The organism is Desemzia sp. C1, from assembly GCF_020882875.1.
Classification (GTDB): Bacteria; Bacillota; Bacilli; order Lactobacillales; family Carnobacteriaceae; genus Desemzia; species Desemzia incerta.
The window spans coordinates 392,829-413,573 of the sequence record NZ_JAJIZP010000003.1 but is presented as its reverse complement, the minus strand read 5'-3'; the positions used below and the strand labels follow the sequence as shown (position 1 = coordinate 413,573).

At 38.6% G+C, this 20,745-nt stretch carries 16 protein-coding genes and 1 pseudogene; 13 read left to right on the top strand and 4 right to left on the bottom strand.

Going from position 1 to position 20,745, the window contains the following annotated elements:
* Positions 1 to 314 precede the first annotated feature (314 nt).
* From LMF32_RS02355 to LMF32_RS02330, 6 genes are all read left to right on the top strand, one after another.
* Positions 315 to 1,568 (top strand): sugar ABC transporter substrate-binding protein, encoded by a 1,254-nt coding sequence (locus tag LMF32_RS02355; protein ID WP_230523722.1) that lies wholly within the window; start codon positions 315 to 317, stop codon positions 1,566 to 1,568.
* A 140-nt stretch (positions 1,569 to 1,708) separates the two neighbouring features.
* Positions 1,709 to 2,599: a sugar ABC transporter permease gene (locus LMF32_RS02350; protein WP_230523721.1), complete on the top strand. Its 891-nt coding sequence runs from the start codon at positions 1,709 to 1,711 to the stop codon at positions 2,597 to 2,599.
* Between the two features lie 20 nt (positions 2,600 to 2,619).
* Positions 2,620 to 3,441 (top strand): carbohydrate ABC transporter permease, encoded by an 822-nt coding sequence (locus LMF32_RS02345; RefSeq protein WP_230523720.1) that lies wholly within the window; start codon positions 2,620 to 2,622, stop codon positions 3,439 to 3,441.
* Between the two features lie 29 nt (positions 3,442 to 3,470).
* Positions 3,471 to 5,621, top strand: a complete 2,151-nt coding sequence (locus LMF32_RS02340) for a glycoside hydrolase family 3 N-terminal domain-containing protein (protein ID WP_230523719.1) — start codon at positions 3,471 to 3,473, stop codon at positions 5,619 to 5,621.
* A 71-nt stretch (positions 5,622 to 5,692) separates the two neighbouring features.
* Positions 5,693 to 9,049 carry a cellobiose phosphorylase gene (locus tag LMF32_RS02335; RefSeq protein ID WP_230523718.1) on the top strand — a complete coding sequence of 1,119 codons (3,357 nt, stop codon included), beginning with the start codon at positions 5,693 to 5,695 and terminating at the stop codon, positions 9,047 to 9,049.
* 100 nt (positions 9,050 to 9,149) lie between these two features.
* Positions 9,150 to 10,109: a LacI family DNA-binding transcriptional regulator gene (locus LMF32_RS02330; protein ID WP_230523717.1), complete on the top strand. Its 960-nt coding sequence runs from the start codon at positions 9,150 to 9,152 to the stop codon at positions 10,107 to 10,109.
* Between the two features lie 120 nt (positions 10,110 to 10,229).
* Here the strand turns inward: LMF32_RS02330 and LMF32_RS02325 are convergent, their stop codons facing one another.
* On the bottom strand, positions 10,230 to 10,928 hold the full coding sequence (locus LMF32_RS02325; RefSeq protein WP_230523716.1) for a Crp/Fnr family transcriptional regulator: 699 nt from the start codon (positions 10,926 to 10,928) through the stop codon (positions 10,230 to 10,232).
* A gap of 239 nt (positions 10,929 to 11,167) precedes the next feature.
* Between LMF32_RS02325 and LMF32_RS02320 the strand changes: the two genes are divergently transcribed.
* The 3 genes from LMF32_RS02320 (at position 11,168) to LMF32_RS02310 (ending at position 13,886) form a co-directional block, all read left to right on the top strand.
* Positions 11,168 to 12,862, top strand: coding sequence for an IS1182 family transposase (locus LMF32_RS02320; protein ID WP_230523715.1), 1,695 nt, complete (start codon positions 11,168 to 11,170; stop codon positions 12,860 to 12,862).
* A gap of 70 nt (positions 12,863 to 12,932) precedes the next feature.
* On the top strand, positions 12,933 to 13,475 hold the full coding sequence (locus LMF32_RS02315) for an acyl-CoA dehydrogenase family protein (protein ID WP_230523714.1): 543 nt from the start codon (positions 12,933 to 12,935) through the stop codon (positions 13,473 to 13,475).
* A gap of 3 nt (positions 13,476 to 13,478) precedes the next feature.
* The gene (locus LMF32_RS02310) at positions 13,479 to 13,886 is read left to right on the top strand and encodes an acyl-CoA dehydrogenase family protein (protein WP_230523713.1); all 408 of its coding nucleotides are present in this window, start codon (positions 13,479 to 13,481) and stop codon (positions 13,884 to 13,886) included.
* A gap of 114 nt (positions 13,887 to 14,000) precedes the next feature.
* Here LMF32_RS02310 and LMF32_RS02305 read toward each other — a convergent pair whose 3' ends face one another.
* A complete protein-coding gene (locus tag LMF32_RS02305; protein ID WP_230523712.1) occupies positions 14,001 to 15,410 on the bottom strand; it encodes an ISLre2 family transposase in 1,410 nt (469 codons plus the stop codon).
* Between the two features lie 122 nt (positions 15,411 to 15,532).
* Between LMF32_RS02305 and LMF32_RS02300 the strand changes: the two are divergent.
* The 3 genes and pseudogenes from LMF32_RS02300 to LMF32_RS02290 form a co-directional block, all read left to right on the top strand.
* Positions 15,533 to 15,751 (top strand): annotated as a pseudogene (locus LMF32_RS02300) (acyl-CoA dehydrogenase family protein); the annotation flags it as partial.
* Positions 15,752 to 15,756: 5 nt separating this feature from the next.
* The gene (locus tag LMF32_RS02295) at positions 15,757 to 16,551 is read left to right on the top strand and encodes an electron transfer flavoprotein subunit beta/FixA family protein (RefSeq protein WP_188204353.1); all 795 of its coding nucleotides are present in this window, start codon (positions 15,757 to 15,759) and stop codon (positions 16,549 to 16,551) included.
* A gap of 15 nt (positions 16,552 to 16,566) precedes the next feature.
* Positions 16,567 to 17,376: an electron transfer flavoprotein subunit alpha/FixB family protein gene (locus LMF32_RS02290; protein WP_230523711.1), complete on the top strand. Its 810-nt coding sequence runs from the start codon at positions 16,567 to 16,569 to the stop codon at positions 17,374 to 17,376.
* A 481-nt stretch (positions 17,377 to 17,857) separates the two neighbouring features.
* On the opposite strand, the gene ndk is transcribed toward LMF32_RS02290, so the two are convergent.
* Both ndk and LMF32_RS02280 read right to left on the bottom strand, forming a co-directional pair.
* Positions 17,858 to 18,262: a nucleoside-diphosphate kinase gene (ndk, locus tag LMF32_RS02285; protein ID WP_230523710.1), complete on the bottom strand. Its 405-nt coding sequence runs from the start codon at positions 18,260 to 18,262 to the stop codon at positions 17,858 to 17,860.
* Between the two features lie 81 nt (positions 18,263 to 18,343).
* Complete coding sequence (locus LMF32_RS02280) at positions 18,344 to 18,847, bottom strand: AAA family ATPase (RefSeq protein WP_230523709.1); 504 nt, start codon at positions 18,845 to 18,847, stop codon at positions 18,344 to 18,346.
* Between the two features lie 240 nt (positions 18,848 to 19,087).
* On the opposite strand from LMF32_RS02280, the gene LMF32_RS02275 reads away from it, so the two are divergent.
* Complete coding sequence (locus tag LMF32_RS02275) at positions 19,088 to 20,674, top strand: Mur ligase family protein (RefSeq protein WP_230523708.1); 1,587 nt, start codon at positions 19,088 to 19,090, stop codon at positions 20,672 to 20,674.
* The last annotated feature ends 71 nt before the right edge of the window (positions 20,675 to 20,745 follow it).

Below are 20,745 nucleotides of genomic sequence, written 5' to 3'. Positions count from 1 at the left end.
AGTATACTTACTATGAGTTTAACATGTTCACATTTTTTAAGGTAGCAAGAGGCTAATCTAAAAAATGACTCTTCATTAACCACTGCATTAAATGCTACTAGATGCTTTCGAAAATCTATAGAAAACTAGCCTTATGAAACAGGTTGTATAGGTCTAAAAAAAATTTTAAAAATGATATGAAAACGCTTGCTAAAAAATAAAAGATAGTTTATATTGTTTATAGAAACGTTTCTATAAAACGTTTACATTATGGATTTTTATATTTTTTTGCTCTTTATAGAAACGTTTCGATAATACTATTAGGAGGGTTTAAGATGAAGAATTGGAGAAAAAAAGCTTTATTGGGTACGGCAAGTTTACTAACTGTAGGGGTTTTAGCGGCTTGTGGCAATAGTGACACAGACGAAGGGGCAACTAGTTCGAGTGACGAAGTTTCTTTTTGGTTCATGGGAGATGGAAACGAACAGATCCAACCTATTTTAGATGACTTTACCGAAGAAACGGGTATTACGGTAAATGTACAAAGCATTCCGTGGTCTGCAGCGCATGACCGATTATTAACAGCCGTTGCTTCAGGAGAAGGCCCAGATGTTGTTCAAATGGGAACCACTTGGATGGCGCAGTTTTCTGATGCAGGTGCTTTAATGGATATTTCGGATTACATTGAATCAGAAGAAGAATTGAATACGGAGAATTTCTTTGAAGGAAACGTTGCAACAAATGAATTTGATGGCGCTACTTATGGTGTGCCTTGGTATACAGAAACACGTGCCTTGTATTACCGGACAGATTTATTAGAAGAAGTTGGCTACACTGAAGCACCTCAAACTTGGGATGAATTGAAAGATGCTGCTTTAAAATTATCTGAACGTGGAGACAACATGTATGGCTTTAACGTAGACAGTGCAGACCAAACATTTGGTTTTATGTTTGCACGACAAAACGGATCAGAACTCTTGGATAGTGAAGGTAACCCATTATTTAACGAACCAGAATTTGTGGAAGCTGCTGAATACTTGAACAGCATCGTTCAAGAAGGTGGAGCACCAATGCAAGATTTAGGATTGGATATTTCGCAAACATTTGGTGGAGAAGGAATCGTGCCCATGTTTATTAGTGGACCATGGATGATCACAGCCATCAATGAAAACGCTCCTGATATTGAAGGAAACTGGGCTACTGCCGTTCTTCCAGCAGGTCCGGAAAATAATCTGTCGAATACAGGTGGGGCGAACTTATCTGTTTGGAGTGAAACCGAAAATACAGATAACGCCATTGAACTCATTAAATTCTTATCTCTCCCTGAAAACCAATTAGCATTTATGGAAACGTCCAGCTCATTGCCAGCAGTTCAAGCCGCATGGGAGGATGAATCCTTGCAAGGAGAGTTGATTGTTCCATTTGGTGAACAGTTAGAAAACTCAGAACATATGCCATTGATACCTGAATGGGAAGAAATTGCACAAAACTATATCAGTTATTGGGAACAAATTACAGTTGGTGGAGCAGATGTACAAGAAACGTTAGAGGCTTTTAATCAAGATGCTGCGAATATTTTAGGCAAATAACTTCTCTGATGTTCAACGATAAACTTCAGAAAAATGAACAAATATGCAATAGTGTTCATTTTTCTGTTTTTCATTCGTTCCATAAAATATTAGCCAGTAGCAAGATTCAGTTTCTGAATGAGTGAGGAAGGATGAGTAAAATGAAAAGTAAAAAAGCGCCTTATTTTTTTGTAGCACCTGCTTTGATCCTATTGATTATGTTCTCCATAGTCCCTATTTTTATTGCTTTGTTTATTAGTTTTACGGACATGAGTCTAGCAGGATTAGCAGATTATTCAAGAATTGAATTTTTAGGTTTAGAAAATTATAGTCGCATTGTTGCAGATCCGACATTCCTTAAAGCCATTTATAACACCATATTTTACGTTATTTTAGGTGTACCGTTAGTTGTTCTTTTTTCAATGGGAATAGCTATTTTGATCAATATGGGAAATGGAAAATTCTTTTCATTTATGAGACTCGTTTTTTATTCGCCGTCCATTACAAATATCGTGGCTGTTGCCATCGTTTGGTCCTTCCTTTTTAATCCAAGTGACAGCATTGGGCTGTTTAATCGGATGCTGGGAACAATTGGAATTGGGCCTATCGGTTGGTTGCAAGATGTTGCGGTTTCAAAAATTTCGTTGATCATTCTAGCGGTGTGGCGTGGATTAGGAATCAACATGTTGATTTTTTCCGCGGCGTTACAAAATATTCCAAGAACGATGTATGAAGCATCTGAATTAGATGGAGCTTCAAGATGGCAACAAATTCGTTTCATCACTATACCGCAATTAAAATTCTCCACATTCTTTGTTATTGTAACGACTTTGATTGGTTGGCTGCAATTCTTCGAAGAACCGTTTGTTATGACAGAAGGTGGACCATTGAACAGTACATTAAGTGTATCTTTGTTTATTTACCGAAACGGTTTCCAATTAAATAACTTCGGATACGCAGCAGCTGGTTCGTTGATTTTATTTGTGATCATCATTCTGGCAACCATAGTTCAATTAAAAATTCAACGGAAACAAGATGAAAATCAAGCTTAAGACTGAAAGGAGTAAGAGATATGATTTCTGTCAACAGAAGTACAAAAATAATCATCGGGATCATTTTAGGGATCTGGGGAATTATTACCATTATTCCCTTTGTGTGGATGATTTTGTCTGCTTTTAAAACGAATCCAGAGATTGTTGCGATCAATCCTAAAATACTTCCTGAAGAATGGACTTTCGATAATTTCAGAGAACTATTTCAACGGCTAAATTTTGGAGTCTATTTGAAAAATACCGTCATAATTACTTTGATGAGTTTTGTCGGATTATTGATCAATGCAGCAGCCGGATTTGGTTTTGCGCATTATGAATTTAAAGGGAAAAATTTCTTGTTCATTTTGGTATTGGCTACTATGATGATTCCTGGTCAAGTAACCATGATACCCGTTTACTTGATGTTAAACCAAATGGGCTTGACCAATACCTATCTAGGAATTGTATTACCAGGATTGACAGGAGCTTTTGGAATCTTCTTATTCCGACAATTCTTCTCCAATATATCAGAAGAATTCTTTGAAGCGGCTCGTTTAGACGGTGCCGGCGAATTTTATGTTTTTTTCCGGGTCGCATTACCATTATCTAGACCTATCTTAGCTGTTCAAGGGATTTTATCCTTTATTGGCGGTTGGAACTCATTCTTATGGCCATTGATTATCGCAAATGATCAACGATTCTATACACTGTCGGTTGGATTGCAATTACTGCAAGGACAACACGGAGCGAATTATGCTTTACAAATGGCAGGGGCCGCATTTATGGTCGTCCCCATTTTAATTGTCTTTATGGTCTTCCAAAAATACATCTTAAGTGGATTTAATATATCAGGTGAAAAATAGCGGCAACACAACTCTAGGAGGAATATTTGGTGAATAAAGAAAAATTGAAAGATTTAATGGGTCAAATGACGACAGAAGAAAAAATTGCCCAAACGATTCAGCTGGCTGCACCATTCTATGAATCAGGTGAACAAGAAATTACCGGTCCGATGAATGAGATGGGGCTAACAGAAGAAAAATTATGGCAAGCAGGTTCCGTTCTGGGATTATCTGGAGCTGAAAAAATACGAAAAGTACAAGAAGAATACTTGAAGAATAACCGATTAGGAATACCATTGTTGCTGATGGCTGATGTCATCCATGGGTACCAAACGATTTTCCCAATCCCATTAGGACTAGGAGCAACTTGGAATCCTGAATTGGTTGAAAAGAGTGCCAGTATTGCTGCTGAAGAAGCTGCAATTTCCGGTCTTCATGTTACTTTTTCCCCCATGGTCGATTTAGTTCGTGATGCCAGATGGGGTCGTGTTTTGGAATCAACTGGTGAAGATAAATTCTTGAATCAACAGTATGCTCGTGCCTTTGTAGAAGGGTATCAAGGAACCAATTTAAAAGAAGATTTTTCTAAGGTAGCTGCATGTATCAAGCATTTTGCAGGCTATGGAGCTCCGATTGCCGGTCGCGATTACAATACAGTCGACATGTCAGAACGTACTTTACGTGAACACTACCTGCCTGCTTATAGAGAAGGCATTGAGGCTGGAGCAAAATTGGTGATGACTTCATTTAATACGATTGAAGGAATTCCAGCAACTGGAAACAAAAAATTGATGCGAGAATTATTGAGGAAAGAACTGGGATTTGACGGCATTTTGATTTCAGATTGGGGAGCAATCGGAGAGCTGGTTCCTCATGGTGTGGCAAAAGACCTATCCCAAGCAGCGAAATTGGCTTTAGAAGCGGGTGTAGACATTGAAATGATGACACCAGCTTACAGTAAATACCTCCAAGACCAAGTCGAACAGGATTCTACACTTTCAGATTTATTGGATGAAGCCGTTTGGCGTATCCTTACCTTGAAAAATGATCTAGGATTATTTGAAAATCCTTTTCGTGGAGCAGATGAAAAACAAGAGAAAACGGCTATTTTCAATACAGAAAAACGAGATACGGCTAGAAAAATTGCTGAAAAGTCATTAGTTCTATTAGAAAATGATGGCGTATTGCCACTTAAAAAAGATCAAAAAATCGTATTAGTAGGTCCTAAAAAAAGTAGCCAAGATCTTTTAGGAGCCTGGTCATGGCAAGGGAAATTTGAGGAAACATCCAGCTTAGAAGAAGCTCTTAGAGAAAAAGTTTCTTCAGATAACATTGTTTTATTGGATGAAGAAGAATTGTTCAACGGCATCAATAGTTTCCATTTGTCAGCAGTTCATGAAGCAGATGTTATTGTGGCGGCATTAGGAGAATCTTCCGAAATGAGTGGGGAAGCTGCCAGCCGAACTTCTATCACATTACCGGAAAACCAATTGAGATTGTTGAAAGAATTGAAACCATTCAATAAAAAAATTGTCGTGACACTCTTTAATGGCCGTCCACTTGACTTAAGTGAAGTGAAACTTTCTTCAAATGCCATTTTAGAAGCTTGGTTCCCAGGAACAGAAGGAGCTAGAGCAGTTGCCAATGTTTTATATGGAGACGTTTCACCTTCTGGGAAATTAAGTATGTCTTTCCCTAGAAATGTTGGGCAAGTACCAATCTACTACAATCAAGACAGTACAGGCAGACCTATGCCAAAAGAAAACTATGAAGAAAAATATGTTTCAAGATATTTAGACACAGAAAATTCGCCACTGTATCCATTTGGTTATGGTCTAAGCTACACGACTTTCGACTATTCAAAACTTACGTTGTCTGCTGAACAGGTGAAAAAAGATCAAACCTTGACCGTATCGATTACGTTGAGCAATATAGGCGAGGTAAAAGGGACAGAAACAGTGCAGTTGTATATTCGCGATAAAGTTGCCATCGTTTCTCGTCCGGTGAAAGAGCTCGCTGATTTTAAACAAGTGACACTAGAAGCTCATGAGAGCAAAGTAGTTCAATTTGAATTGACGGAAGAACAGTTGCGCTATGTACATCCTGATTATAGTTTTACAAGTGACAGTGGAGATTTTGAAGTTATGATAGGGACAGATAGCCAGAACGTACAGGTCGCTCAATTTACATTAGTGGACTGAGTCAAAAATGGAGGCAATGGAGCAACAATCCATCATTTTTATCAATAAAGTTTTTTAAAGGAGTAGTGGTTATGCACGAAATCAAACGCGACAAGCAGCAATTGTTAACGATCCAATCGGAAGGATTAGTCTTTCGTTTTTTGAAAACAGGAGACATTTATGACATCCAAAAAGATTCAGTGATGATAAACCAATTAACTGGTAATCCGCTTGATGGGTCACTGAACAATCTCTATCTTCGGATTTATCAAGATAGTGGAGAAATCACTTATCATCCACTGTTGGGGATTGAGTCAGTTAGTGAATTTTTAATCGGTGAAAAGCAGGCACGCTGGACTGGTAACGTTGAAGGGGTGACTTATCAAGTTCTCTTTACCTTGGCTGACAAAAATAGTTGGTTCTGGAAAGTTCATTTAAGTGGAAATCAGCAAAAAATAGATGTGGTGTATGGCCAAGATGTCGGTTTGGCGAGTAAAGGGGCTTTACAATCCAATGAAGCTTATGTGGCCCAATATGTGGATCATCAAGTCTTTGAAGATGCAGAGCGAGGATTTGTGATTTGTTCGCGTCAAAATCAACCGCAAGCAGATCAATTTCCCTATCTGCAACAAGGTTCGCTGACTGGAACAGTGGGCTATTCCACGGACGGTTTTCAGTTCTTTGGGGAAACGTATAAAGAAACCAATCAACCCGCTGTACTGACGCAAGAGCGATTAGCAAATGAGGTTTATCAATTTGAATTTGATTATACTGGTCTACAGTCTACATCGATTCAACTAGATGGTGAAGCAGACTTCATTTTTTACGGTATCTACAAAGATTCACACCCTGAAGCTGTCACCAATTTGGAATACCAAGAAGAGATCACAACTCTCTGGGAGAAACAGCAAGAAGAACAGGATTTTAAAGCGATAAAAAAATTGCATAAAAACAAGAACATAGGAGAGCCACTGGAAACCGTTTATCTAGAGAAAAAGGCTGTCAAAGAGTTATACCCGAACCGTTTACAAGAAGAGTATGACGGGACAGAGTTGCTGTCGTTTTTTACAGATACCTATGAACACGTTGTTTTAAAAGAAAAAGAACTTCAAATGGAGCGTCCTCATGGGCAATTGTTATTTACTGAAAACTCCATGATTCCTAAAGATTCTATCATTAGTACCACTTCTTGGATGTATGGTATTTTTAACGCTCAATTGGTAATGGGGAATACGAATATGAATAAATGGAATACGAATGCAAGAAATCCATTGAACATTCTGAAAACTTCTGGTCAACGGATCTATGTGGAAGTAGCTGGAAAATATCGATTGTTAGCTATGCCTTCTTTATTTGAGATTGGGATCAATAGTGTGAAGTGGCTATACAAAACAGCCGAAGAGACTTTTATAGTGACGAATTACTCTTCAGCTGATAATCCTGAAATTCGACTGACTGTAACTGTTCAAAGTGGCAAAAAATACCGCTTTTTAGTGACTCAGCAAGTTGTTTTAGGAGAAACAGAATATGAAACTTCGGTTTTGATGAATGCGCAAGGTCAACAACTGTCGTTTACAGCTGGGGACTCTTCACCGATGTCAAATTATTATCCGCAGTTGGTTTATCATTTGAAAGTAAATGGGCCAGAAATAAAAGTGTTGGATGAATCTTTTTTTATTGAAGGAATTGATGCGGGGAGTGCTTCGTTAGCGGTTCTTCAGTTGGAAGATACCGATCAATTTGAACTGGTCATGCAAGGAAGCCTTGAAGGGGATTCTTACCAAGAACATGAAACAACACTAGAAAAAGAGCAAGCAACATTTCATGCTTTTTTTAAACAGGTTACCAATGGATTTCACTTAAGTAACCCAAATAGTTCATCCTTACTACTGGAAAAATTGAATGTAACGGTTTGGTGGTACACACACAATATGTTTGTTCATTATTTAGTGCCGCATGGTTTGGAACAATATGGTGGTGCTGCGTGGGGGACACGTGACGTTTCACAAGGGCCGGCTGAATACTTTATGGCGATGCAGCAATACGATAGTGTCAAAGAAATCCTCACTATTTTATATGCTCACCAACATGAAGAAGACGGTAATTGGCCTCAATGGTTTATGTTTGACCGTTACCGCGAACAACAGGCGGACGAAAGTCATGGTGATATCATTGTCTGGCCGCTGAAAATTTTGAGTGACTATTTGGTAACGACTGGAGATGTACAACTCTTAGACGTTGAACTTCCTTATATGGAAGCGACAGGGAAATTTACGGAGGAAACTTTTTCATTATTCGACCATGTCAAAAAAGAAATTCAGTACATTCAAAATCATTTCTTGTGGGACACCCATTTGTCCAGTTATGGTGATGGAGACTGGGATGATACTTTGCAACCTCATGACCAGACGTTGAAGAAACAAATGGCGAGCAGTTGGACTGTTGCTTTGACCTATCAAACATTGAAGCAATTCGAGAAGGCAATCAAAGAAAGGTATCCAGTTGAAGCAGAAGAATTAGACACATTAGCAGCTGCAATCAAAAAAGATTATCAAGAGTACATCTTAACAGACGAAGTGATACCTGGGTTTGTTTATATGCCGGATAAAGAGCAGGTAGAGTTTATGATCCATCCCCAAGATCAAAAAACAGGCATACAATACCGTTTATTACCGATGATTCAAAGCATGACTAGCGAAATTTTCACTCCAGAACAAGCACAAAGTCATTATCAATTGATCAAATCAGAGTTGCAGCACCCGGATGGTGTACGATTGATGAATCGACCAGCTTCTTATAAAGGAGGCATCAGTACACACTTTAAGCGGGCTGAGCAAGCGGCTAATTTTGGACGAGAAATTGGCTTACAATATGTCCATGCACACATTCGCTTTGTCGAAGCTATGGCGAAAATTGGACAAGCTGAAGAAGTGTGGAATGGGTTGGAAGTTGTGAATCCAATCAACATTCAAGAGGTTGTTTTGAATGCTAAAAGACGTCAAAGCAATGCCTATTTCAGTAGTTCAGATGGAGCATTTAATACGCGCTACGAAGCTCAGAAAAATTTTGATTTGCTGAAAACGGGTGACGTACAGGTTAAAGGTGGCTGGCGTATTTATTCAAGTGGCCCAGGAATTTATTTGAATCAACTGATTTCAAACAGTCTGGGAATCAGAGTAGAGAAAAATCGGTTGTTGATCGATCCTATCTTGACAGAAGACTTGGATGGGTTAATTCTTGATTTTGCGTATGCAGGCGTACCTGTTCAATTTATGTTCCAATTCGTTGGAAAAGAAACGGACGATATACTATGGAACAATCAGAAAATCAAAGGCAGTAGAGAACAAAATCCATACCGTAAAGGTGGATTAGTGTTCCAGAAAGAAGAAATTGAGCAGGTCATCCAAAAAGAAGAAAATAAAGTGACAATCTTTTTAACAAAAAGATAATTCAAGGTTTTCTATATGGGAAATGCAGAAGTTTCGGGGATTTTTGTGTTAAAATGAAGTCAGAAATCAAAAAATATGCGTAATAATTGTAGGTGCAATCATGGTTGGAATTAAAGATATTGCTAAAAAAGCTGGTGTATCTATCTCAACGGTTTCCTATGCTCTGAATGGAAGTTCAAAAGTTACTGAAGACACGCGAGAAAAGATTCTGCTAATAGCCAAAGACTTAAACTATATTCCTAATATGGCTGGAAGAAACTTGAGGAGAAACAAGTCCAATATCATCGGAGTTTATTTATCCAGTTATAGTGGAACCTTTTATGGAGACCTACTAGATGGTATTATGAAAGAAGCCAAAAATCAAGGTTATGAGATGGTAGCTTGTTCTGGAGATCGTTCTCGGTTATTTTTACCCCAGGGAATGATTGATGGTGCGATTATCATTGATCCGGCTTTTCCTGATGAAAAAATAAAGGAATATGCAGACCGGGGCAGCAAAATTGTGGTCTTAGATCGAAAACTGAAACATGAAAATGTTCGACAAGTATTGTTAGATAATCGTCATGGGGGTAAGTTGGCCATTGATGCCTTAACAAAAACTTCGGCAGACTTTTTCTATCTTGTTTCGGGTCCAATGGAAACCTTTGACAGCAATGAACGGCTTGAAGGAGCTGAAGAAGTTCTTTCGCAAAAAAAATTGGAGTACCAAGTTCTGCATGGAGATTTCACGGAAACCTCTGGGAGAATCTTAGCGGAAAAAATCCATCGAGAATGGACCAAACCTGTAGGGATTTTTTCATTGAACGATGAAATGGCTTTTGGGATGTATGACTATTTTCAAGAGACAGATATTGAAATAGGCAAAGATGTTTTTATTGCCGGATTTGATCACACTTTAATCAGCAAGTATGCTGTCCCTTCTTTAGCTACTATTTCTTATTCAAAACAAGAATGGGCCTTCTTATCTGCAAAAACATTGTTCGCCTTGTTAGATAATAAGCCAGTAAAAGACAAGATACTTCCAACTTCATTTATTTTGGGAGATTCATTAGGGTTCTAGAATTGAGTTAGTGCGTTACCTGTTTAAATAGAAAAATGCTGCTCTAGAAAGTCTGTTCTAAATCGGACTCTCTAGAGCAGTTTTTGATAGTTTTCTTAATAAAACGAAGAGGATCGCCTATCAAGTGAAATCCAACAATTTGAATTTCCCATAAGCAATTTCTTCCATTCGTTGTTCTTTTTCTAAATGCGCTAATTCTCGACTCAATGATTCGGAAGTGGTGCCTAAATAAGAAGCCAAATCTTTTTTAGCCATCTTTAATTCGACAATAGGCTCTCTTTCATCAGTGTCAATGGAGCTTACTAAAAAATGCCATAACCTTTCCTTGACTGTTTCGGTGGTTGCCCAAGCGGTCTGCTGTTCAGAAGTCCCTAATCTGTTGGCAATTGTAGCTAACATTTCAATTGCGGTAGTGGGGTATTGCATTAATAGGTCCCGGAAATCACTATGCTTGATAGCGCAAATCGTGCAGTCTGTCAGCGCTTCCGCAAAAGCCTCATAAAACCCTTTTCTAAACAAAGCTAATTCTCCCGAAAATTCCCCAGGTGTCACAATTCGTATCAACTGCTCTTTTCCTGATTCTGATAAACGATAGATGCGTATCTTGCCGCTTCTTAATACATAAAGGGAATCAGCGGTTTCTCCTGGCCGATAGATAGTCTCTCCACGAGAATAATGTTTGTGATGAATTAAGGAATGAATTTGATCTTTTTGTTCAGCCGTTAAAGATTGAAATAACGGGACAGCGCATATGCACTGATCTCCAGATTGTTCACAATGATAAGTATGGTGATGAGAAGCTGAATAACTTTTTTTCATCCTGAAATCTCCTCTGTAATTCCTAACAATCTTATTTTATTTTAGTCCTTTTTTGGTGCTAAAAAAGTAGTCTCTATTTATATACACTTAGGGGTTGGGAAAAATCTCAGTTCCTGAATAAAGAAAATCCCCAACTCTTTCAAACTTGAAAGAGTTGGGGATTTTATCGTTTTAAAAGACACAGTGAGCCAAATACCTTATAATTTAAGTACGACCAAAAACAAAAGGAGTGACTCACTATGTATCAAAATTATAACACAATGGAAACGGCCTTAGCACTACAATTAGATTTTACAATTCCAAATGATCATGAAGCACGCCTCATTAGCCGTTTTGTCGATTCGATTCCTTCGGAATTTCTTCTAGAAGATACGTCCCATACTGGACGCCCTGCTTTTCATCCTGCCATGCTTTTAAAGATGTGTTTGTTTGCCTATAGTCGCACAACGTTTTCCGGACGTAAAATGGAACGAATGAATGAAGAATCCATTCCTATGAAGTGGTTAACAGGCGATACGCCTGTTAGCTACAAGACAATCAACACCTTCCGTTCAAGCGAGCACGCATCTAAACTCATCAAGTATGCCTTTATTCTTTTTACAACACTCTTGAGTGACAATGGCTTGATTCACGAAGACGCGTTATATATCGATGGTACAAAGATACAAGCCGATGCAAATATCTATAGTTTTACTTGGAAGAAAGCAATCGAACGTTATGAAGCAAACCTCAATGATAACGTTTCGGAATTATATGAAGAACTAATCCAAGCCAAAGTAAATCTCGCTTTATCGGAAGAAGTATTAAAAACGTCAGAAGGTATTGAAGAAATAATCGTTTCTCTAGACGAAGAACTTGTGGCCGTTGAAGCTGCGATTACAGAAGAAAAAATGATTCCTAAAGGTGGTTCGGAACATAAGCGACGTCGTCGCATACTGAAGAAACATCGGAATAAATGTAAAAAAGATTTCTTACCGCGTAAACAACGCTATGAAGAAGCAAACGCAACCTTCGATGGCCGAAATAGTTTCTCAAAAACAGATACAGACGCAACGTTCATGTGTATGAAAGAAGATCCGATGAAGAATCGGGAGTTAAAACCAGGTTATAATCTTCAAGTCGCATCGAGTAATCAGTTTGTCATTGCCTATGATATTTTTTCAAATCCAACGGATACACGAACGTTTATACCTTTTTTAGAAACCATTCAAACATTAGATTTATTTAAGTATATCGCCGCAGATGCTGGTTATGGCAGTGAAGAAAATTATGAGGCGGTTATGGATACCTTTAATAAAGTCCCTTTAATTCCATATGGCATGTATCATAAAGAGAAGGGGAAAGCCTATCGCTCTAATCCAAAGCATCGCGATAATTGGGATTATAATGAGATCGAAGACTACTATACTGATTTAGATGGTGTGCGCTTCAGCTTCTCACACTACAGTACGCGAAAAGATAAAAACGGTTTCCAAAGAGAATTTAAAGTATACAAGGCTGATATGGAGCAACAGGATGACACTCGTAATCTGTTAGCTAAAACACCTAAAGGTGCCCAACGCCAGACATCGGTCAATTATAATTGGGAATACTTTAAGCATCATGTAAAAGAAAACCTTGAAAGCGATCATGGAAAAGAAATCTACGCCCAACGAAAGATTGACGTAGAAACTGTTTTTGGTCGAATGAAAGGTGTATTTGGCATGCGAAGAACCCATGTCAGGGGCAAGCAAGCCGTTCATAATGACATCGGGATCATGCTTATGAGCATGAATCTGACAAAACTAGCCCTTGAGGCTAGAAGAAAAGCGGAAGCTTTTCAACAAAATCCAGTCAAAAATAAAAATCGCAATGAAACAATCAAGTTTTTGATTATTTCATTACGGTTTTTTTATTTGAGGCTAGTTTTTTCCCAGCCCCGATTGAAAAAATAATGCGCTATATTTAGTTCGTTAAATATATTGATTCAATTCTTGTGCACATTTGAACAAAGGAGTGTAAAAAATGAGTATAAAATTAACTCAACCGCAAGTCATGTTACACCAAATGGTGACAGATTTTGCTGATAAAGAAGTAAAACCTTTAGATATGTGGATCGACAAACACAGAGAGTATCCTGCAGAACTATGGAGCAGTATTGTGAATACAGGCTTTTTAGGGTTGACCATACCAGAAGAATATGGCGGTGCCGGATTTGATGTCGTTGCCAGTTCTCAAACCATCTATGATTTTGCTCAACGGAATGCTAGTATTGCATTTACACTAGAAGGGCATTACAAAACGGTTGATCAAGTATTGAAATATGCTACACCTGCGTTAAAAGAAAAGTATCTGCCTCAAGCCACCCATCGTGTTTTTGGCTTTTCATCAACAGAACCGCAAGGGGGTTCTAATGTGATGGGATTTACAGCCAAGGCTGTTAAAGAAGGAGATAAATGGATTTTAAATGGAAATAAGAGCATGATCACAAATGGCGGATTGGCCGAAGTATACTGTGTGCTCTTGAAAACATCTCCAACGGAATTATCTTGCTTCCTTGTAGACTAAGATATGCCTGGGTTTAAACATGGTAAACGAGAAGAATTTATTGGAATGAACGGGACACCTGTAGCAGAAATTTTCTTGGAAAATGTTGTGGTCACTGAAGATCATTTGCTCGGGAAAATAGGTCAAGGTGTAGAAATTGGGGATAATGCCCACTATGATGCTCGTATTTCGATGGGAGCGATCGCTGCTGGTATCACTGAACATGCATTATCGATCGCGGTAGATTATGCAAAACAACGTGAAGCGATCAATACACCGATCATTCAATTGCATTCTATCCAAACAAAAATCACCGAAATTGCTATTGCGAAAGAGAACACACAATTATTGTATCAAGAAGCAGCTAGATTGAAAGTAGCAGGCAAATCCGTTTGTGTCAAGTTTTTCTCGAGCGTCCTATTACTCCGCTAGTTTAGGCACTCTATTTTTGTACACTTGTCAGCTACCGCACGGCTCCGCCGCTTGCTGGCCCATCTTTTGGAAGAACGTTCCTAAAACCAGGAACCTTCTCCCAAAAGACAGGAATTAACGAAAACTTTTGATTAATTGTCCTATTGCCGATGAATGAGAGGCATATAATGGAATCGTCCCATTCTTTGCACCAACTGATTGCCGTGTTTTCTCATGCAATAACGACGATAAACGAACCGTTTGTTTCAACTTGCGTTGTTGCCGAGTACTTCTATTTTGCTGATGAAGATAGGCTTCGCGTAAGGTGTGATTGAACATGCCTTGTTTTACTTTTACCATAGCTTCACAGCCTTCTGCGCTCCAATGCATCCCACGTTTTTTCATTCGAAAAGAAATATGCCGTTGATTCGACTCCATTGCGCCTAAACCTCTTGCGTCCTTCGGCACTTGTTCTGCTTTTTCACGCCAGTCGAAAATCCGATCCCAATTCCGTAATACGTATGTTCTGAACGTATTCAATTTTTCCACTGCCGGTGTCTCGTCTAATGTACTTTCATACGTATCCAACCAAATAGTTAATTCATCTAAATCATGCGTTTTTAATGCTTGACGGACATGCTGTTTAAAAACGTTAGTTTGCGATCCAAACGCGCGGTTTAAGCCTTGGAAGACATGATAAGAGTCTAGTTGATTTAAAACAGGATAGTTCGATTGAGAAAAAGCTTCTTGGAATTTGTCTGCGGTATACCCTTGTCCACCGTCACTATTGGTAATGATTTGAGCTTGCTGCAACGAATAACGGCTCGCTGTAAAGGCTTGAACTTCTGCCCAAAAACCAGCGGTTTTTTTAGTCGTCATGATGGCTTTAGGTTCTTTTAAAGAAACGCGCTTTCCGTTTTTCTCCCAGCCTTCGTAAAGGATGGCATGACGAACTTCTAAGCTTTTTTTCTTTTCTGTCCCACGTACAAAAACCCCATCCGCTTCGGCGTAAAAATAGTCCACCTTTTTTCCTTCGGGCAACTCCGTGGCTTCTTCTAGTTCCAATACATTTTCTTCATCCTCACGTGATTGTGCTGCTCCAACGCGTTTAAGAAGACTGCCGACTGTTTGATGACTCAGCGTAATGGCCGTCCATTCGTTTAGAATAGCTGCGGTATCTCGATAAGTAGCTTTACTCACCAACTCTGCCACTTTTACTTCTACTAGTGGGCTATGGCGTTGATATTTTCGAATGCCTAACCATTCATCTAGTGGATAATGGTTCTGATTATTAGTATCCACCATTAGCGTACGCCGGTACCGAACGGGACCGAAAATAAATTGAACCGTTTTCCAATCTGCTCGTTTTACTTTCCAACCTTCACGTTGTTTTTCCTCTTTGATCACTTCGTTGAAGTTCGACAAAATCTGACCCATTAACTGAGCGAACACATCATACATATAGCCTTGAATCGCTTCTTCTGTTTCTATTAAGTTGCTTGAATCCTTTATTATTTGATAAACCTTTGATATAATCTTATCCATAAGAAGGCCTCTTTCATTTATGTATTTGCCCTGCAAAGCATACATTTATGATAAAGTGCCTTCTTTCTTTTTTCCAGTAAAATTATTGGCTCTCGAGAACTATTTTACACATACGCAAATCCTATGCGAAAGTAGCCACTATGGCAAAATCATATGGTAGTCGGGCTTCAGTTACTGCAGCTGATCATGCCTTACAAGTACTAGGCGGATATGGTTACAGCAGAGAATACCCAGTTGAACATCTGATTCGTGATGCACGAGCTTTACAACTTGCAGAAGGATCGTTAGAAAAAATGATGATCGAGATCAGCAAAGAAGTTGTAAACGAGAGAGAGGATTGAGATAAATGAGCTTAAAAATCGTCGTGTGTATTAAACAAGTACCGGTTTCCAATAATTTGAAAATTGATCCAAATACAAAAAATTTGATTCGTTCCGGAGAAGCAGGAGTGATGAATCCTTACGATAAAAACGCCATTGAAGCAGCATTGCGCCTAAAAGACGAATGGGGTGGAGAAATCATACTATTGTCTATGGGACCTCCAGATTTTGAAATGACATTGCGTCAAGGTTTAGCTATGGGGTGTGATGATGCTATATTGCTAAGCTCCCGACAATTTGGCGGAGCGGATACTTTGGCAACAGGATATGTTTTAGCACAAGCCATCAAAGAATTAGGAGATGTAGACTTGGTATTATTTGGTCGTCAGTCTGTAGATGCTGATACTAGCCAGGTCGGTCCGATTGTCTCTGAACTTTTAGAGTGGCCGCAGATTACCTTTGTCAGTGAATTGCACAGCCAATCTAATCAAGCCATGACTGCAACTCGCTTGTTAGAGAATATGCAACAAAAAATCGAGTTCCAATTACCAGCAGTAGTAACCGTACGCAGTGAAATGAACGTACCGCGTTACCCAACGCCTCGCAATATTCAACAAAGTTATCAAAAAACGATTCGTGTGTGGGATGAAAACAGTTTGACTGTTGATCCTAATAAAATCGGCTTGAAAGGTTCCCCAACTGTTGTACGCAGTGTATGGGCACCCGAAAAAGAAGCGAAAGCTACAACAGTGCTAAAAGGTACAGCTGATGAAGCTATTCGTGAACTGTTGATTCAGTTGAGAGCCAATAATTTACTCTAAGAGAGGTGGAAAAAAATGTCTAGTCAAGAAGTTTGGGTATACGCAGAAAAACATGTGGGTATCATCCAGCCGGTTACGTATCAATTAATTACAAAAGCAAAAGAAATTGCCGGCGATAAAAAAGTAGTGGTCATTTTATTTGAAGCAACAGTTGTTGGCCGCTCAATAGCACCACGCTTACAAGCTAAATTAAATACAGGTTTGACTTCTGATTGTTTGAATTTAGCTTTTGATGGGGATTTATTGGTCCAAACTAAACCCTCTTATGGCGATAATATCATGTGTGAAATCATCTGTCCGGATCATCGTCCGCAAATGGCTTCCGTACGACCAAATACATTTGAAGCCAAGAAAGTTACTGATTCATCAGTTGTGGTAACAGAAGTGACAAATCTGACCTTTAAGGAAGCAGTGCGTATAAAGATCATAGAAGAAACTCCTTTGCTGTCTAAAAGTGACAGCATTGCTAATGCGGATCGAGTAATCGCATTGGGACGCGGTGCAGTAGATGATAAAGTGCTTGCTCTAGCAGAGGAACTTGCTCGAAAACTAGGAGCAAAAATCGGAGTAACTCGTCCTTTAACAGACCATCCTAAATTCAGCGGAGATGATCAAATCGGACAATCGGGTAATACCATATCTCCTAAAGTATTGATTAATCTGGGTATCCATGGAGCTGTACAGTACACAACAGGGATTGGAAATGCAGAGTTGGTTATTTCTGTGAACAAAGATTCCGAAGCACCTATTTTTAACTATTCTGATTACAGTTATATTGGAGATTCAGCTGAATTTTTAGAAGGTTTTTTAAAAGTTGTTCAGTGATTATGGAACGGTACCTATTTCAGTGAAAAAAAGTCTAAACAAGTAAGCAATTTATCTATATGAGTAAAAGAGCTGGAAACTTTGAGGTATCAAAGGAATTCCAGCTCTTTTTGAGATCTATACTAATGAATATTGGTAAGTATATGAGATTGTTTTGTTCAGAAGTCTATTGTTGGTAGGGCATTATAATGGAATTATAAATCGGCTCTATTGTCCTATTTTATTCATTGAATGTGCTATCAACTATTGCTATTGTACCCAACAAACTGAAAAGTTGTGCCTAATTGTACACTATCTAAACAAATCGTAATTGAAGAAGAAATAGTTTCTGTCATCAGGCAAGTTTCTTTGCAACATTTTTTTAGATAGATCATGTAAACAACTTTGAATCGAGAATGTTATTCCTTCTATATGTGCATATTTATTCTACCTGTTTAACTGAAACTACCGACCGTTTGCAGAAACTTGCTGGCGGTCATTTTTATTCACCAAACCAAATCGCTCTTTCACGTTCAGCACTTTTTATTGAATCAGAAGCATGAACGGTATTTTCAGACATGCTTTTTCCATAAAGAGCGCGGATCGTATTATCTGGAGAATTTGCTGGGTCAGTGGGACCGTTCAATGCTCGTACGCGACTAATAGCATTTTCTCCCTCTAATACTAAGGCAACTAAAGGGCTTCTTGTCAGATAAGCAACCAAGCGGTCAAAAAATGGTTTTCCTTCATGTTCTGCGTAATGTTGTTCTGCTAATGTTGGAGAGGCTTTCATTAGTTTCATTTCTAAAACGGTTAGCCCGTTTCTTTCATATTCAACTAAAATACGGCCGATTAGATTGCGTTCTACCGCATCAGGTTTAATTAGTACCAATGTTTTCTCTATCATTTTTTATCCCCCTTAGAAAGTTTCTTACTCTGAGTTTAACATAGCTGCTTTTTAAAAGCTGAAAGAAGTGAGAACATTCAGCTAATCTTTCGTTAAATCATCCAGAATCAATTTCAATACCTCTTGTTGGCTGAACGACTCATCAATGATTGTCTCATTCATAGTATTTAAGTAGTCCTTTTCCAACCACCATTTCTTCATTCTGTCAGGACCAAAATCATTCACTTTATCTCTCGTTTGGTGACGTATAACAGTCTCTTCAAATGGGATCTCATAATAGTACACATAGGCATGCGGAGCAAACAAATCCATCAACTCATCAAACAGTTCTTTATATCGTACAGAAGCGAAAATCCCTTCAATAATCACATATTGATACTTGTCTTTGCCGAATTCAGCCAGCAGTTTTACAAGGTCTACCGTAGGATTTCCTGGTCGGTCTTTAGCATTTAAAATATCGATTCGAACAGTGTCTTGTGAGATCAACATAGCTTGTTCGTAATCAAATTGTTTTTGGAGCAATTGAGCAGTGGTTGTTTTCCCGCTTCCAGAGTTCCCTCTGATGATAATGAGTTTAGAATCCATTTTTACCTCCGTTTGTATTTGATGAATTTATTATATCAATAGAGATCAGATTGGTATACGGATTACTGTATGCCAATGTAACTAAAGTTGATCCGTTTTTTAGCGTTTACTTATTTTCTGTGAGCAGATTATATGACATTCAGTGGGGAAGATTGTAAACTAAAATTTAACAATAGACGTAATCTGTCTAAAATTAGTTTAGAGATTACGCATACTTTCACTGAAGGAGTCACGATCATTATGAAACTAAAGGACTTATTGAAATCGGTAAAGATCGACTCTAGCTGTCCTGAACAGCTTAAAGCGAAATTAAATGAAATCGATATCAAAAAAATTGCGTACCACACGAAAGAAGTTGGCGCAGATACGCTATTTGTCTGTATCAACGGACACAAGACAGATGGACATAAGTATGCCAATCAAGCAGTGATCAATGGAGCGTCCGTTATTGTTGTTGAAAAATTTATTGAAGGGATAGACATTCTCCAATTGAAGGTCTCTGATAGCCGAGAAGCATTAGCTCAATTATCAAGTAATTTTTTTGGTCATCCTTCTCAGTCAATGAGCCTATTCGGAGTGACGGCGACCAATGGTAAAACGACGATTACCTACATGATGGAAGAGATATTTAAAGCCTATCAATTGAAAACTGGTTTGATAGGAACAATCTTGGTCAAGTGTGATAATGAGATTGAAATGAGCCAGTTAACGACTCCAGAGTCTTATGACTTGCAGCAGTATTTAGCGAAGATGAGAGAGCACGAAATCACGCATGTCTCTATGGAAGTTTCTTCTTCGGCATTAGAATTGAAACGAGTCCACAATACGGAATTTGATGTTGTAGCCTTTATGAATATCAGTCCCGAACACATCCGATTGCACGAATCGTTTGAAGCTTACTTTGATGCTAAAGCTTCTTTGATAAGAAATGCTCCTAAAACAAGTACCGCTATTTTAAATATTGATGAACTGCTGCTCATTCCTCTAGAGGATCAGACAAAAGCTCAAGTGGTTACATTTGGAATTGAAAACAGTTCCGGCACTATAAGCGTTTCAGACATCCAATTCTCGTCTGGGATGCCGTCCTTCACCGTTCATATTCAAAAACCTTTTAAAACATTGAGGGGAAACCTCATTGAACCGGTAAGTTTTGGGTTGGAAATGTCGGTTCCAGGGTACCATTCGATTTACAACGCACTTACAACCGTGGTTACAGGATTGGTCAACGACATTCCAATTGAAGTAGTTCAACAAGGGATCAAAAACTTTTGCGGAGTCGAGAGACGATTCCAGATTCTTTATGACAATGAATTTAAAGTGATCGACGACTTATTACTCAACCAAAACAACATCCACTCTTGTATGGAAACCATCAGTCATTTAGCTTACGACAAATTGCATCTTGTACACGCCCTCAGAGGAAGCAACGGACCCGAACACAGTATAGAAATCGCAGAAACATTAGCAGCCTGTTTCGATCAAATGAATGTCGCAAAAATCATTTTGACAACAGCTTCTTCACATGTAGAGAAAAAAGATGAAGTTACTCCGGAAGAACTAACGGCTTTCTTGAAAGTCATGGAACAAAACAACATTGAAGTTGCTATGTTTGAGGAATTAGACGATGCATTGGAGTTCGGAGTTGCCCAGTTGGAACAAGAAGATATTCTTTTACTGTCAGGAGCGCATTCGATGGATCAAGGTGCTCGAAAGACATTGGAATTGATAAAAGAACTTTACCCTACAGTGGATCATGAAAAAATCAATCAAGTGTTAGAGTCTAAACTGATTGGAATGGACACTTACAAATTGGCTGAAAATTTTTAATCCAATAAGTAAAATAAAACCAAAAAACAACTCAGCGGTTGGGATCTTGACCCAACCGCTGAGTTGTTTTT